Genomic DNA, 14,045 nt, shown 5'->3' with positions numbered 1-14,045 from the left:
CGGCGCTCGTTATCTGCCGATCTCTGACGCATGATTCGCTTCTGAGGGACGAGCAGAGAAAAACGGCCACTTTGGGGGCAAGCGCTAAAAAAGTGGAACGCTGCTCTGCCGGCTGTGGCAGCTGCTGCGACATGGGACAGATCATGCAGGAACAATTCTTTCCCGAGCTCGATGATGACGGCAATCGCCTGTCTTCAGACGACGAGCGTCTGGTGATTGATGTCGGCGGCTTTGAAGGGCCGCTGGACCTGTTGCTGCACCTTGCCCGCACACAGAAGGTTGATCTGGCGCGCATCTCCGTTCTGGCGCTCGCCGAGCAATATCTGCAATTTATCGAGAAGGCGCGGCAGATCCGCATCGAGCTTGCGGCTGATTATCTGGTGATGGCGGCGTGGCTTGCCTATCTGAAATCGCGGCTGCTCATTCCCAGGCGGGACAAGGATGACGAGCCGAGCGGCGAAGACATGGCCGCAACACTTGCCTTCCGGCTCAAGCGACTTGAGGCCATGCGCGATGCCGCTGCCAGTCTCGTCAATCGCAACCGGCTCGGGCGTGATGTGTTTGCGCGCGGTCAGCCGGAACATATTCCTGATGACGGCGAATTGCGTTTCGGCGCGACGCTTTACGACCTCCTGAATGCCTATAGCAGTCTCAGGCAGCGTCAGGCGGTCAGCGAGGTGAAGATTGCGCGGCGAACCGTATGGTCGCTCACCGAAGCCCGCGAATTGCTGACGGAGATGGTCGGTGACATCGCCGACTGGACCGCGCTGGACCGGTTTCTGCTGCGCTATCTGGCAAAGCCTGAGGATATGCGCACCGCCATTGCCAGCACCTTTGCCGCGTCACTCGAACTCGTTCGCGAAGGGCGACTGGCAATACGCCAGGACGAGGCCTTTGCACCGATCCTCATGCGGCGTGGCGCCGGGCGGCCGGTGGCGCCGCCAGATGACAGCGGCACTTCGGGAGACGATGAATGAGCGTGCTGCCGGATGATGTGGATGACGAGGCCGCCGGTCCTGACCGCAGCGAAGAGGCGGCGTCCGATCCGGTCATCATGCTGGAAGCGGAGCGGATTGCCGAGGCGCTTGTCTTTGCTGCCGCCGAACCGGTGAGTTCCAGCTATATCGCCGAGCGTTTGCCGCATGGCATTGCCGTCGATGCTGTTATGGAGAGCCTTCGGGGCCTCTATCAGAACCGCGGTGTCAACCTGATGAAGGTCGGCGAGTGCTGGGCGTTCCGCACGGCTGCCGACCTGTCCTTCGTTCTGCATCGCGGTGAGACGGAGGAGCGCAAGCTTTCGCGCGCCGCGCTCGAAGTGCTGGCCATCATTGCCTATCACCAGCCGGTGACACGGGCCGAAATCGAGGAAATTCGCGGTGTTCAGACCTCCAAGGGCACGCTGGATGTGCTGATGGAGGCGGGTTTTGTCCGCTTTCGCGGCCGCAGGCGCACGCCGGGACGGCCGGTGACCATGGGCACGACCCGGGCCTTTCTGGATCATTTCGGCCTCGAGGAGCTGCGCGATCTGCCGGGCCTGGAAGAACTGAAGGGATCCGGCTTGTTGTCCAGCCGAATCCCGCCGGATTTCCAGATTCCGCTGCCTATCCTTGATGAGGATGGATTGAGCGAAAACGAGGATCCGCTGGCGCCTGCTGATCTCGAAGAGCTGGGAATTCTCACCCCCGGCGGCGGTTCTGACGCCTGAAATTTCGCTCCATCTGTGGATCTTTCGCTTTTTTTTGCATGGATTTCCAGGCGCGTTGCCGCAAATTCGGTCAATTCTTGGCCGGAATTGCATGCTTTCATGCCAGAGCAGAGACGCGCTGCATGCTTTCTAATCGAAAGTCCGAGATGCATTGAACTTAAGGCGCTGAATGTGATCTGCGCCCTTCCAGACGGCGCTGAAACCGTTTATTGAGGTCTACTGGACAAGGCGCGATTGGCATTTGTAAAAACGGACTGCACGCCTTACACCTAAGACAACACGAACTGGAGTACAGTCGAATGGGTAACATCGGAATCTGGCAGTTGCTGATTATTCTTGCGATTGTCGTTCTGCTTTTCGGACGCGGCAAGATCCCCGAGCTGATGGGTGACGTTGCCAAGGGCATCAAGAGCTTCAAGAAGGGCATTTCGGACGACGAGACCGAGGACAAGAACAAGACTGTCGAGCATAAGGCCGACGAGACGAAGCAGGGCTGACCGACGCTGTCACCTGCCTCAACTCAGGAGTTTTGAATGCTTGACATAGGTTGGCTCGAGCTGCTTGTGATCGCGATCGTGTTGATCGTCGTGGTCGGGCCCAGAGAACTGCCGCATGTGCTGCGTACGTTTGGAAAGACGATGACGCAGTTCCGGAAAATGGCGACCGACTTCCGGTCCCAGATGGATCAGGCGCTGAAGGAAGCGGACCTCGATGAGGTCGCCTCTGCCGTCAATGATGTGCGCAAGCTCAATCCGGCCAACAGCATACGCGATGCTGTGAATCCCCTTCGTCAGACAGCCAATGATATCAAGGCCGATCTGAAGAAATCGACGGCGCTCGACAATCCGCCGTCGGAAAAGGCGGGGTCCGTTTCCCTGCCCAAGACGTCCTATCCGACACCGGGCAGCAAGCCGGATCTGTCGCCGGGCGATATTTTCCAGAAGGCGGCTCAGAAAAAGGCACCCGTGCCGGAGCCCGCCCGGGTTTCCGCACCTGTTGACAGCGGCCTCACAAGCGTTCGCAGCGGCTTCAGGCCGGCGCCGCGGCCGGTCAAGTCACCTGTCGTGAAGAAGTCGCATGCCGCCGCGCGGCCGCTCAAGGGCGGTGTCGGGGCCAAGAAGGATGATCGATGAGCGACAATAGTGAAATCGAAGACAAGCCGCAGCCGCTCATCGAGCATCTGATCGAACTGCGCAAGCGCCTTGTCTGGTCGCTGGTTGCGTTTTTCATTGGCTTTCTGCTCTGTTTTGCCTTTGCCAAGGAACTCTTCAATCTGCTGGTGCTGCCCTATAAATGGGCTGTCATCTGGTCGGGCTTCGATCTCGACAGTGTGAAGATGATCTACACCGCGCCGCAGGAATTCCTGTTCACGCAGATCAAGATCTCGCTGTTCGGCGGCTTCCTGCTGGCTTTCCCGGTCATCGCCTTTCAGGTCTATCGCTTTGTCGCGCCAGGGCTTTACAAGAATGAGCGTTCGGCCTTTCTGCCCTTTCTGTTTGCTTCACCGATCCTGTTCATCATTGGCGGCGCGATCGTCTATTTCTGCCTCATGCCGGTGGTGATGACCTTCTTCCTGAAGATGCAGCAGGCGCCGACAAGCGGCGATGTGGCGATCGAGCCACTTTACAAGGTCTCTGAATATCTCAGTCTGATCATGACGCTGGTTCTGTCCTTCGGACTGGTGTTCCAGCTGCCGGTGGTGACGACGCTTCTCGCCCGTGTCGGGCTTGTCGACAGCAAGTGGCTGGCCAAGCAGCGCAAGTTTGCCGTCGTTATTGCCTTCATCCTGGCGGCTGTGCTGACGCCGCCCGATCCGCTGTCGCAGCTGGGTCTGGCGCTGCCGACCATCCTGCTTTACGAAGTCGCGATCTACTCCGCCCGCATGGTCGAGCGCGGCCGTGCCGAGAAGGAAGCTGTGCGTGAAGAGGACGAAGCCGAGGGTGAACCGCCGCAACAGGCGTGATGCTGCGCCAAAGTGCCGGATTTCCGACATTTCGGTCCTTGCGCTTTGATCCTGATTTAGGCAAGAAGAGGCCGCCGACCGGTAACGGATCGGCGGTCAATTTCATTTTGAGAAAGTCTGAACGATGCTCGATATCAAATGGATTCGCGAAAACCCGGAGGCGCTGGATGCCGCGCTTGCCAAGCGCGGGGCCGAGCCGCTGTCGCAGAAGGTTGTCGAACTTGATGAGAAGCGTCGTTCCGTGGTTCAGTCTCTCCAGGACATGCAATCCCGCCGCAACGCCGCCTCGAAGGAGATCGGTGCTGCCATGGGCCGCAAGGACCTGGCGCTTGCCGAGACACTGAAGGCGGAGGTTGCCGCGCTGAAAACCAGCATGCCGGCGCTTGAGGAAGAGGAGCGGGCGGTTGACGCCGCCATCACCGACCTTTTGTCGGGCATTCCCAATGTGCCGCTTGACGATGTGCCTGTCGGTCTTGATGAGAGCGATAATGTCGAGATCCGCCTTGTCGGCACCAAGCCGAGTTGGAACCATCCGGCCAAGGAACATTTCGAAATCGGCGAAATGCTCGGCGGCATGGATTTCGAGCGTGCCACCAAGCTTTCGGGGGCCCGGTTCACGGTGCTGTCGGGGAGCTTTGCCCGTCTGGAACGCGCGCTCGGCCAGTTCATGATCGATGTGCATACGCGCGACCACGGCTATACCGAGGTCTCCGTTCCGCTGCTGGTGCGTGACACGGCCCTTTACGGAACCGGGCAGCTGCCGAAATTTTCCGAAGACCTGTTTCGCACGACCGATGATCGCTGGCTGATCCCGACGGCCGAAGTTCCGCTCACCAATCTGGTTGCCGGTGACATTGTCGATGCGGAAAAACTGCCGCTGCGTTTCACCTCGCTGACGCCATGCTTCCGTTCGGAGGCCGGGTCTGCCGGACGCGATACGCGCGGCATGCTGCGCCAGCACCAGTTCTGGAAATGCGAGATGGTATCGATCACCGATCAGGACAGCTCGCTTGCCGAGCTGGAACGGATGACCGATTGTGCCGAGGATATCCTCAAGCGTCTCGGTCTTCACTACCGTGTTGTCGTGCTCTCGACCGGCGATATGGGCTTTGGGGCACGCAAGACCTATGACATCGAGGTCTGGCTTCCGGGGCAGAATACCTATCGCGAGATCTCGTCCTGCTCGGTCTGCGGCGATTTCCAGGCCCGCCGGATGAACACCCGCTATCGCGCGCGTGACGAGAAGCAGACCCGCTTCGTCCACACGCTGAACGGTTCGGGCGTCGCTGTCGGCCGCGCGCTGATCGCCATCGTCGAAAACTACCTCAACGAAGACGGTTCAGTCACCATTCCCGATGCGCTTGTTCCTTACATGGGCGGCATCACCAGGATCGAACCGGCTGCTTGAGGGGACAGAATAGCATGCGCATACTTCTGACGAATGATGACGGCATCCTCGCGCCGGGCCTTACCGTGCTGCAGAAAATCGCGGCCGAGCTTTCCGACGATGTCTGGACGGTGGCGCCTGAGACGGATCAGAGCGGACTTGCCCACTCGCTGACACTGTCGGAGCCGCTGCGGCTGCGGCAACTTGGTGAGAAGACCTTCGCGTTGCGCGGTACGCCGACCGACTGCGTGATCATGGCGATCCGGGAAGTTCTTCCCGGAAAGCCTGATCTGGTGCTTTCGGGCGTCAATGCCGGCGCCAACATGGCCGATGACGTGACCTATTCCGGCACGATCGCCGGTGCCATCGAAGGGACGATGCAGGGCGTGCGGTCCATCGCACTCAGCCAGACCGGCAATTACGATGCCGGGCGCTACTTCCCCTGGGAGGTGGCCGAGATCCACGGACCGGAACTGATTCGCAAGCTTCTGCATGCGGAACTGCCCTATGGCAGCTTCCTCAATGTCAATTTCCCCTGCTGCACGCTGGATGAAGTCGGACCAGTCGAGGTGACAAGTCAGGGCCGTTTCGAATCGGGTCTTGCGGTTGAAAAGCGTCTCGACGGGCGCGGACTGCCTTATTACTGGCTCTGTTTCCGTGAGCGGCTGCGCGATCTCAATCCCGGCAGCGACCAGGCCGCCGTACATGAGAACCGGATCTCGGTGACGCCGCTGAAACTCGACTTGACCGATTATTCGGCGCAGGCGAAACTCGCCGCATTGCTCGACTGACGGAACCAATGAGAGGCGTGGCGTGACAGCTCGGCTTGCCGAAAGAGAAGGCTTTGCGGCGCTGGTGATGCGGCTGCGGGCCGAAGGTGTTACCAATCTCGATCTGCTGACCGCAGTGGAGGCGACGCCGCGTTCGCTGTTCTGCCCGTCTCACCTGTCTGCCTATGCCTATAGCGGCCGCACGCTGCCGCTCGAATGCGGTGCCTTCATGGAAGGTGCCGATCTTGCCATTCGCGTCCTGGACGCGCTCAAGGTCAAACCCGGCCAGCGTGTGCTCGAAGTGGGGACAGGTTCCGGCTACACGGCAGCGATTATCGGTCGGGTCGCCGAGCGGGTCCTGACGATCGACCGCTACAAGACGCTGGTCACAAATGCCCGGGCGCGTCTCAGCGAGCTTGGTCTGCGCAGCGTCGTGGCTCGTCAGGCCGACGGGCGGGAAGGGCTGACCGGCGAGGGAACCTTCGACCGTATCCTTTATACGGTGGCCCTGCCGGAGATCCCGCGCCAGCGTGTCGAGCAGCTTGTTTCCAACGGCATCATTCTGGCGCCGCTGATCGAGGAAAGCGGCAAGACCGTGATGGTGCGCCTCACGCGGATCGGCAGCCGTTTCGAGCGGCAGTCACTTTTTGAAGTGCCTTATTTGCCGGCCGATCGCGGTGTTGCGAAATTCCTCTGACGCAGACGGGCAGCCCTGCCTGGATGATGGCGCTGTCATCTGGTCTGTGCAAAGCGTAAGCATGCGCTAGCTGAAAAATCGCTTATCGACCGGGCTTTTAACCGACCAGTAACTCTGTTGCGTTTTAATGGCGATCAAGATTAGTTCTAGCGTACGGTTCGGTTCATGCGTATTTCTGGCTCGCCGGAGTTCGGCAAAGCGACTCAAGGTTTTCTTCTGGTATCTGCTCTCGCCATTCTGGCGTCGGGCTGCACATCGGAGACCGCCCGTTTCGGCAACGGGCCAGACGGAATGACAACAGGTTCGATCAGTTCGTCGGCCAGTCTCCAAAGCATGGTGCCGCCCGAAAATGTCGGCGGCGGCGGATATCAGACCTATCCGGTCAATACGGCAGCGGTTGCTCAGCAGCCGGTTTCCACGACCAATGGCAATTCGGGTGTCCGCATGGCGACCGCACCGGTTTCGGTGCAGAGTTCGAGCCTGCCGCCACCGCCTTCGCAGCAGGTCGCACTGGCTGCACCGGCCAATCCAGCCAATACCTATTCCAGCGCCAATGCCGTTGTCGGCGCGCCAAGCACCCTGCCATCCGCCGCGGATGACGGGTCGATGCGTCGGGTGATGATGCGTGGCGGCGAAACGCTCAACCAGTTTGCCGCGCGCAACGGCGTGACGCCACAGGAAGTGCTGATGGCCAACGGATTGACCAGCGAAGGCCAGATCCGCCCGGGTCAGGTTCTGCTGGTGCCGCAGGTCTCCGGCAATGGTGCCAAGGCGGCGGCGAATTCGACCGGTCTTGTGCCGAACGGACCGACGCCGGTGCCGACCCTGCCGCAGGATCAGCGTGTCGCCGTTATCCCGACAAGCCCAGGCACGCAGAAGCGCCAGGTCAATGAGGCGGCATCGACGTCCGGCAATTCGGCCAGCAACAGCGCCGGTTCCGGGCCAAAGCCTGCGGCCGGCGGCGGTTACACCGTGCAGTCCGGCGACAGCCTTTACAAGATTGCGCTCGCCAATGGCGTGTCTGTCGATGCCTTGAAACAGGCAAACGGCCTCAGCTCGTCCAATATCCGCATCGGTCAGACGCTGACCATTCCGGGGGCGGGTGCTGTGCCGGCCCAGCCGGTTGCCAAGGTCGAGACCGCAAGCATGACCGTTCAGCCGCAAAATCCGGCTGCTGCGCCGAAAACGGCAAAGCCGGCCACGCCTGCACCGCAGACGGCTGAGACCGTTGCGCCAGCACCCGCAGCGCCGACCAGCACGGCCGCTGCCCAGCCCAAGCCCTACCAGCCGCCGGCTTCGGCCAGTGCCGATGCCCAGGTTCAGGACGTTGCCGTTCGCTCCGATGCGGGTGACAAGGTGCCTGAAGGGACCGGCATTTCGAAATATCGCTGGCCAGTTACTGGTGCGGTTGTCGTCCGCTTCGGTCAGGTCAACGGTGACAGCATCTCCGAGGGCATCGACATTTCGGTCCCGCAGGGGACGCCGATCAAAGCCGCAGAAAACGGCGTGGTCGTCTATGCCGATGACGGCCTTGCCGATTACGGCAACGCGATCCTGATCCGCCATGATGACGGCCGGGTCACCGTCTACGGCTACGCCGAGAAGCTGAACGTCAAGCGCGGTGATCATGTTCAGCGCGGCCAGACCATCGCCGTCTCCGGCATGACCGGCAAGGCAAAGCAGCCGATGGTGCATTTCGAGGTTCGCGACAACACCAAGGCTGTCGATCCGATGCCCTATCTCGGCTGATTGTCGGCCTTCCAGAAATACGTAAAAGCGGCGGGCCAAGGCCCGCCGTTTGTCGTTGGCGCGCCGTTCAGATTGCCTGTTTGGGTTGGAATAGCCGCCCCCAACCGCCGTCATCCCCGTGCTTGTCACGGGGATCCAAATTCATAAGACATTGAATAGACGGGTTCTTTCGCAGCACGGACGCGCGTCGGCTGGATGCCTGTGGCAAGCACGGTCATGACTCAGAATAAGGGGCAAGCTTGTCAGCAGCCTGGCGGCGGGCCAAAGCCCGCCGTTTGTCGTGGGCGCGCCGTTCAGTGCAATTGCTTGCGCTGCCGGCCGGCCAGATCCTGGATGAACTGCCAGGCAATGCGGCCGGAACGGCCGCCACGGGTGGTTGCCCATTTCAGCGCTTCGGCGTGAAGCGCTTCCGCCGTGCCCGCCAGCGCAAAATGTGCGGCATAGCCGTCGATCATGGCGAGGTAATCGTCCTGACTGCATTTGTGGAATCCGAGCCAGAGGCCGAATCGGTCAGAGAGCGAAACTTTTTCTTCCACAGCCTCGGATGGATTGATGGCGGTGGAGCGTTCATTGTCGATCATATCGCGCGGCATCAGATGGCGCCTGTTGGAGGTGGCGTAGAAAAGCACATTTTCCGGGCGCCCCTCGACACCGCCGTCAAGCGCGGCCTTCAGAGACTTGTAGGCCGCGTCATCATGATCGAATGACAGGTCGTCGCAGAACAGCAGAAAACGGTTTTCCGACTTTTTCAGGATCTGCAGCAGCGCGCCGAGCGTGCCGATATCATCGCGATAGACCTCGATCAGCTTGAGGTGCAAGTCGTTGACATTGTTGATGTCCGCATGGACCGCCTTGACCAGCGAAGACTTGCCCATGCCGCGCGCGCCCCACAGAAGTGCATTGTTGGCGGGAAACCCTTCGGCAAAGCGAAGCGTGTTGTCGTGGAGGATGTCGCGGACGTGGTCAACGCCATGGATCAGTGTCAGCGATACCCGGTTTGGCGTCGGGACGGGGTCGAGATGGAGCTCTTCGGCATTCCAGACGAAACAGTCTGCCGCATCAAGATCATTGCCGCGAGGGGCAGGGCCAGCCAGCCGTTCCAGTGCGTCTGCGATCCGCCCCAGTTCACCAATAAGGTCTTTCGCCGTTTTTTTGCCCAATTTCATCTCCCAAGTGCTCCCGCTCTGGCTTGGCGGGATGAATTGGTGTCCAGAATTTCCAATTCGAGGCGCTTGGCAAGGGCAGTTTCGCCCGGAATTGCCCAATCTCTGCGAAAAAGCATGGACGGCCGGAATGCTTTTGTTGCATTGAGTCACCCTCCGATTATATATCGGCGACTAATTTCGGGGCAAAAGCCTCTCAAATCTGACCGAGGAGTTTCAAGGGACATGTTCTTTACCCAGGCTTTTGCCCAGTCGGCGGGCGGCAGTGCAGCAGGTGGCCTAGGCGGCATGACGGAGATGATCTTCCTTTTCGTCCCGTTGATGGCGATCTGGTATTTTCTCCTGATCCGTCCGCAGCGTCGTCAGGCCAAGAAGCGCGACGAGACGCTGAAGGCCATTCGGCGCGGTGACACCGTTGTCGCCGGCGGCGGTCTGGTCGGCAAGGTGACCAAGGTGGTCGACGACACCGAGCTTGAAATCGAGATTGCCGAAGGCGTGCGTGTGCGTATCCTTCGCACCTATATCGCCGAAGTTCGCGTCAAGGGCGAACCGGTCAAGACCGAAGCCGCCAAGTCCTAAGGGACAGACAGGCAGAGGGGCGTGGCCGGAAGCGGCTTCGCCCCAGGAAGCCGCAACTGAAAAGCCGAGACCTTCATGCTGTATTTCTCTCGCTGGAAAACCGTTCTCATCTGGCTGGTCGTGCTGATAGGCATTGTTGTCGCAGCACCAAATCTTATCTCCGATCAGCAACTGGCGAAGCTTCCGGGCTGGGTGCCGGACAGCAAGGTGACCCTTGGTCTCGACCTTCAGGGCGGCTCGCATATCATGTTGCAGGTGGACCGCGACGATATCATCAAGGACCGTCTCAGTACGCTCGTTGATGATATGCGCGCCAATCTGCGCGATGCCAAGGTGCTCTATACCGGCCTGACCGGATCGGGCAGCACTGCACAGGTCCGCATCACGGATGAAAGTCAGTATGAGGCGGCCAGTCAGGCACTTGCACCGCTTGCCGAGCTTTCCAGCACCGGAACCGTCGGCGGCGCGCTGCAAGAGGTCGAAATGACCAATGACGGCGACGGACTGTTCAAGATGAGCCTGACGGATGCCGGCATCAACTATCGTGTCCGCCAGGCGGTCGATCAGTCGATGGAAGTCGTCCGTCGTCGCGTCGACGAACTGGGTACGACCGAACCGCTGATCCAGCGCCAGGGCAATGACCGCATCATCGTCCAGGTCCCTGGTCTTGATGATCCGCAGCGGCTGAAGTCGATCCTGAACAAGACGGCGAAGCTGACCTTCCATATGGTCGATACCCAGAACTCGGTGCAGCAGGCGCTGCAGACGCGACCGCCGGCAGGCGATGAAATCGTCTACAGCCAGGATCAGCCGCCGGTTCCTTATCTGATCGAGAAGCGGGCACTGATCTCGGGTGAGGATCTGGTTGACGCCAAGGCGAGCTTCAATCAGCAGACCAATGAACCGATCGTCAATTTCCGCTTCAACTCGCGCGGTGCCCAGCGCTTCGGCCAGGCAACGCAGCAAAATGTCGGCAAGCCCTTTGCCATCGTGCTCGATGATCAGGTCGTGTCGGCACCGGTCATCCGCGAACCCATTCTTGGCGGTTCAGGACAGATTTCCGGTAACTTCACCGTTCAGGGCGCCAATGACCTTGCCGTGCTGCTGAGGGCCGGTGCACTGCCCGCCACGCTGACCGTGGTCGAAGAGCGCACGGTCGGCCCAAGCCTTGGCGCGGATTCGATCCGCGAAGGCGTGATGGCCTCGGTTATCGGCGCGGTTCTGGTCGTGCTGTTCATGATCGCCTTTTATGGCTTCTTCGGACTGATCGCCAATATCGCCCTGGTCTTCAACATCGTGCTTCTGATCGCGGTGCTGAGCCTGATCGGCTCGACGCTGACGCTGCCGGGCATTGCCGGTATCGTTCTGACCATCGGTATGGCGGTTGACTCCAACGTGCTGATCTATGAGCGCATCCGCGAAGAGCGCAAGCAGGGCCGCAGCCTGGTTCAGGCGATCGATACCGGCTTTTCGCGCGCATTCGGCACCATCATCGATGCCAATGTCACCACGCTGATCGCGGCCGCCATTCTGTTCTATCTCGGCTCCGGCCCGGTCCGCGGCTTTGCCGTGACACTGGCAATCGGTATCATCACCACCGTGTTCAGCGCCTTCTATCTGACGCGCTGGATGGTGGCGACCTGGGTTCGCGTCAAGCGGCCGAAGGAGCTGCCAAAGGGGATCCGCACCGGTATCTTTGACGGGATCAGGTTCTCGTTCATGAAGATCCGCTATTTCACGCTGGTCTCCTCCATCGTTCTCGTCGTGGCCTCGCTTGTCGGCTTTGGCACCGTTGGCATGAATCTCGGCATCGACTTTACCGGCGGTTCGATCATCGAGGTGCAGTCGAAGGATGGCCCGGCGAATATCTCGGATATCCGCACCAAGCTGAACGGGCTTAATCTCGGGCAGATCGAGGCACAGGGCTTCGGCTCGGATTCGGATGTTCTGATCCGCGTTCAGGCACAAGAAGGTGGAGCAGCGGCAGAACAGGCAGCCATTACCTCCATCCGCGGTGCGCTTGAAAACGACTATGATTTCCGCCGCGTCGAGGTGGTCGGCCCGGTCGTTTCCGATGAATTGTCGCGTTCGGCGCTGCTCGGCGTTGTGGCGTCACTGGTGGCGATCCTGATCTATATCTGGTTCCGTTTCGAATGGCAGTTTGCCGTCGGCGCCATCATTGCCACCGCGCATGACGTGTTCCTGACGATCGGTATTTTCGTGCTTACCGGGGTGGAGTTCAATCTGACCTCCATTGCCGCGGTGCTGACCATCGTCGGCTATTCGCTGAACGATACGGTCGTTGTCTATGACCGTGTCCGCGAAAATCTGCGAAAATATCAGAAGATGCCGTTGCCGGAGCTTCTCGATCTGTCAATCAATACGACCCTGTCGCGCACGATCCTGACCTCCTTCACCACGCTTCTGGCACTGGCAGCGCTCTATGTCTTCGGCGGCGAGGTCATTCGCTCCTTCACCTTCGCCATGCTGTTCGGTGTCGTGATCGGTACATATTCGTCGATCTACATCGCCGCTCCGGTCCTGATCGCTTTCCGTCTGCGTCCTGACGTGTTTCTGAAGAAGGACAAGGAAAAGGAAAACGCCGCCGATCAGCTGCCCGGACAGGGCAAGGCCTGAGGCCGATGGCGCGCGGCATAGAGATCCGGGAGGCACATTTTCCGGGGCGTGCTCCGATTGATGCCTATGGCAATCGCGGTTTTCGCTTTGCCGATATGTCGCATCGCGGTTCGCTCCTGTGCCTGCCTTCCGGCATCTATGGCTGGGATGTAACGGCGGCGGCGGAGATTTCCGCCGCTACCCTCGAGAACGTGATGGCTGAGGCGGAGGCCATCGAGGTGCTGCTGGTGGGCACGGGCGAGGAACTCGTGCTTTTGCCGCGGCCGCTGCGCGAGGCGCTGAAGCAGCGCCAGATCGTTGCTGATCCGATGAATACGGGCGCCGCAGTGCGGACCTTCAACATTCTGCTGGAAGAACAGCGTGCCGTCGCTGCCGCCCTGATCGCCGTTTGAGCGGCACCAATCCGATTTCAATTTCAGCGCAAATCGTCTAGGTCTGAATGACAGGCCGTGTGGTTCGGCACGCGCGAAAACCAGCCCGATGGAGCCCGACCGGTGACCGGTACTTCCGAAACCCTTGAGATGCTTCTGATGCAGCTTAAGGAAAATGACAGGGATCGTTATCTCGCCACGCTGCTTTCGCCGGAGGACCGGCGTGAGGCACTTGCCGCGCTCTATGCCTATAATGCAGAGATCGCACGGGTGCGGGAAAGGGTCAGCGAACCCTTGCCGGGCGAGATGCGCCTGCAATATTGGCGGGATCTGCTGGAAGGCAGCGACCATGGGGAGACGGCTGCCAATCCCGTGGCAGCCGCACTCCTGAAGGCCGTCGACGATTGCAATCTGCCCCGTCAGACCCTGATCGACATGAGCGAGGCGCGCATTTTCGACCTCTATGATGACCCGATGGGATCGGTTAATGATTTTGAGGGTTATGCTGGCGAAACGGCCTCGGCGCTGATTCAGCTTGCAAGCCTGGTGCTCGATCCCGATAAGGCGATCGTCTCGGCCGATATGGCGGGCCATGCCGGTGTTGCCCAGGCCGTTGCCGGTACACTCCTGCTGCTGCCGCATCATTGCGGGCGCGGGCAGCTCTATGTTCCGGCCGAAATCCTTGCGGCCAACGGGCTCGATCGGACCCGGTTTCTGAACGGTGATGACAAGGAGCGCTGCGGTCAGGCGATTCGTGCCTTCGCCGCATTCGGGCGTGAGCACCTCGCGGCATTGCGACAGCTCGGACCATTGCCAAAGTCGATTCTCTGTGCCTATCTGCCGCTGGCAGCGGTCAGTTCCGTGCTGTCAAAGGCCGATCAGCTGGGCGAAAATCTGATGCGCGAAACGGCTCAGCCAAGTCAGTTCCTGCGTCAGTTGGCGATGCTGCGATCTTTGCTGTTTCGTAAGGTTTAGTCGGCATTCTGGTCTGAGGGGCGTTTGCCTTTTTCTAATATATAGTGGA

Annotated in this window: 14 protein-coding genes; 13 read left to right on the top strand and 1 reads right to left on the bottom strand. The window is 60.1% G+C overall.

Annotation, left to right across the window (positions count from 1 at the left end; all coding sequences use genetic code 11):
• The first annotated feature begins 143 nt into the window (after positions 1–143).
• The 9 genes from HCK86_RS08645 to HCK86_RS08605 all read left to right on the top strand — a co-directional run bounded on the left by HCK86_RS08645 (position 144) and on the right by HCK86_RS08605 (position 8,271).
• Positions 144–977, top strand: a complete 834-nt coding sequence (locus HCK86_RS08645) for a ScpA family protein (RefSeq protein WP_176084059.1) — start codon at positions 144–146, stop codon at positions 975–977.
• A gap of 77 nt (positions 978–1,054) precedes the next feature.
• Complete coding sequence (gene scpB, locus HCK86_RS08640) at positions 1,055–1,705, top strand: SMC-Scp complex subunit ScpB (protein WP_246739529.1); 651 nt, start codon at positions 1,055–1,057, stop codon at positions 1,703–1,705.
• Positions 1,706–2,004: 299 nt separating this feature from the next.
• Complete coding sequence (locus HCK86_RS08635) at positions 2,005–2,202, top strand: twin-arginine translocase TatA/TatE family subunit (RefSeq protein ID WP_141147442.1); 198 nt, start codon at positions 2,005–2,007, stop codon at positions 2,200–2,202.
• A 36-nt stretch (positions 2,203–2,238) separates the two neighbouring features.
• Positions 2,239–2,838, top strand: coding sequence for a Sec-independent protein translocase protein TatB (tatB, locus tag HCK86_RS08630; protein ID WP_176084057.1), 600 nt, complete (start codon positions 2,239–2,241; stop codon positions 2,836–2,838).
• The gene (tatC, locus tag HCK86_RS08625) at positions 2,835–3,668 is read left to right on the top strand and encodes a twin-arginine translocase subunit TatC (protein ID WP_176084056.1); all 834 of its coding nucleotides are present in this window, start codon (positions 2,835–2,837) and stop codon (positions 3,666–3,668) included. Before tatB ends, tatC begins: the two co-directional genes overlap by 4 nt.
• Positions 3,669–3,792: 124 nt before the next feature.
• Positions 3,793–5,076, top strand: a complete 1,284-nt coding sequence (serS, locus tag HCK86_RS08620) for a serine--tRNA ligase (protein ID WP_176084055.1) — start codon at positions 3,793–3,795, stop codon at positions 5,074–5,076.
• A gap of 14 nt (positions 5,077–5,090) precedes the next feature.
• Positions 5,091–5,846 (top strand): 5'/3'-nucleotidase SurE, encoded by a 756-nt coding sequence (gene surE / locus HCK86_RS08615; protein WP_176084054.1) that lies wholly within the window; start codon positions 5,091–5,093, stop codon positions 5,844–5,846.
• 22 nt (positions 5,847–5,868) lie between these two features.
• Positions 5,869–6,522, top strand: a complete 654-nt coding sequence (locus HCK86_RS08610) for a protein-L-isoaspartate(D-aspartate) O-methyltransferase (protein WP_176084053.1) — start codon at positions 5,869–5,871, stop codon at positions 6,520–6,522.
• 291 nt (positions 6,523–6,813) lie between these two features.
• Complete coding sequence (locus tag HCK86_RS08605; protein ID WP_176084052.1) at positions 6,814–8,271, top strand: peptidoglycan DD-metalloendopeptidase family protein; 1,458 nt, start codon at positions 6,814–6,816, stop codon at positions 8,269–8,271.
• A 293-nt stretch (positions 8,272–8,564) separates the two neighbouring features.
• On the opposite strand, the gene HCK86_RS08600 is transcribed toward HCK86_RS08605, so the two are convergent.
• Entirely contained in the window at positions 8,565–9,437 is an 873-nt protein-coding gene (locus tag HCK86_RS08600) for an ATP-binding protein (protein ID WP_176084051.1), read from the bottom strand.
• A gap of 222 nt (positions 9,438–9,659) precedes the next feature.
• Here HCK86_RS08600 and yajC point away from each other — a divergent pair, with 222 nt between their 5' ends.
• The 4 genes from yajC (at position 9,660) to HCK86_RS08580 (ending at position 13,996) form a co-directional block, all read left to right on the top strand.
• Entirely contained in the window at positions 9,660–10,013 is a 354-nt protein-coding gene (gene yajC, locus HCK86_RS08595; protein ID WP_176084050.1) for a preprotein translocase subunit YajC, read from the top strand.
• 75 nt (positions 10,014–10,088) lie between these two features.
• Positions 10,089–12,650, top strand: coding sequence for a protein translocase subunit SecDF (gene secDF, locus HCK86_RS08590; RefSeq protein WP_176084049.1), 2,562 nt, complete (start codon positions 10,089–10,091; stop codon positions 12,648–12,650).
• Positions 12,651–12,655: 5 nt separating this feature from the next.
• The gene (locus HCK86_RS08585) at positions 12,656–13,042 is read left to right on the top strand and encodes an Mth938-like domain-containing protein (protein WP_176084048.1); all 387 of its coding nucleotides are present in this window, start codon (positions 12,656–12,658) and stop codon (positions 13,040–13,042) included.
• A gap of 129 nt (positions 13,043–13,171) precedes the next feature.
• On the top strand, positions 13,172–13,996 hold the full coding sequence (locus tag HCK86_RS08580; protein ID WP_176084206.1) for a phytoene/squalene synthase family protein: 825 nt from the start codon (positions 13,172–13,174) through the stop codon (positions 13,994–13,996).
• Positions 13,997–14,045: the final 49 nt, after the last annotated feature.

This window comes from Martelella sp. HB161492 (assembly GCF_013184775.1).
In the GTDB taxonomy this organism is placed as follows: Bacteria; Pseudomonadota; Alphaproteobacteria; order Rhizobiales; family Rhizobiaceae; genus Martelella.
This window is presented reverse-complemented; position numbering and strand designations above follow the sequence as displayed.

Coding starts and splice junctions, on each gene's coding strand:
- HCK86_RS08645 (WP_176084059.1), top strand. CDS start 144: ATGCAGGAACAATTCTTTCCCGAGCTCGATGATGACGGCAATCGCCTG.
- scpB (WP_246739529.1), top strand. CDS start 1,055: ATGCTGGAAGCGGAGCGGATTGCCGAGGCGCTTGTCTTTGCTGCCGCC.
- HCK86_RS08635 (WP_141147442.1), top strand. CDS start 2,005: ATGGGTAACATCGGAATCTGGCAGTTGCTGATTATTCTTGCGATTGTC.
- tatB (WP_176084057.1), top strand. CDS start 2,239: ATGCTTGACATAGGTTGGCTCGAGCTGCTTGTGATCGCGATCGTGTTG.
- tatC (WP_176084056.1), top strand. CDS start 2,835: ATGAGCGACAATAGTGAAATCGAAGACAAGCCGCAGCCGCTCATCGAG.
- serS (WP_176084055.1), top strand. CDS start 3,793: ATGCTCGATATCAAATGGATTCGCGAAAACCCGGAGGCGCTGGATGCC.
- surE (WP_176084054.1), top strand. CDS start 5,091: ATGCGCATACTTCTGACGAATGATGACGGCATCCTCGCGCCGGGCCTT.
- HCK86_RS08605 (WP_176084052.1), top strand. CDS start 6,814: ATGACAACAGGTTCGATCAGTTCGTCGGCCAGTCTCCAAAGCATGGTG.
- HCK86_RS08600 (WP_176084051.1), bottom strand. CDS start 9,437: ATGAAATTGGGCAAAAAAACGGCGAAAGACCTTATTGGTGAACTGGGG.
- yajC (WP_176084050.1), top strand. CDS start 9,660: ATGTTCTTTACCCAGGCTTTTGCCCAGTCGGCGGGCGGCAGTGCAGCA.
- secDF (WP_176084049.1), top strand. CDS start 10,089: ATGCTGTATTTCTCTCGCTGGAAAACCGTTCTCATCTGGCTGGTCGTG.
- HCK86_RS08585 (WP_176084048.1), top strand. CDS start 12,656: ATGGCGCGCGGCATAGAGATCCGGGAGGCACATTTTCCGGGGCGTGCT.
- HCK86_RS08580 (WP_176084206.1), top strand. CDS start 13,172: ATGCTTCTGATGCAGCTTAAGGAAAATGACAGGGATCGTTATCTCGCC.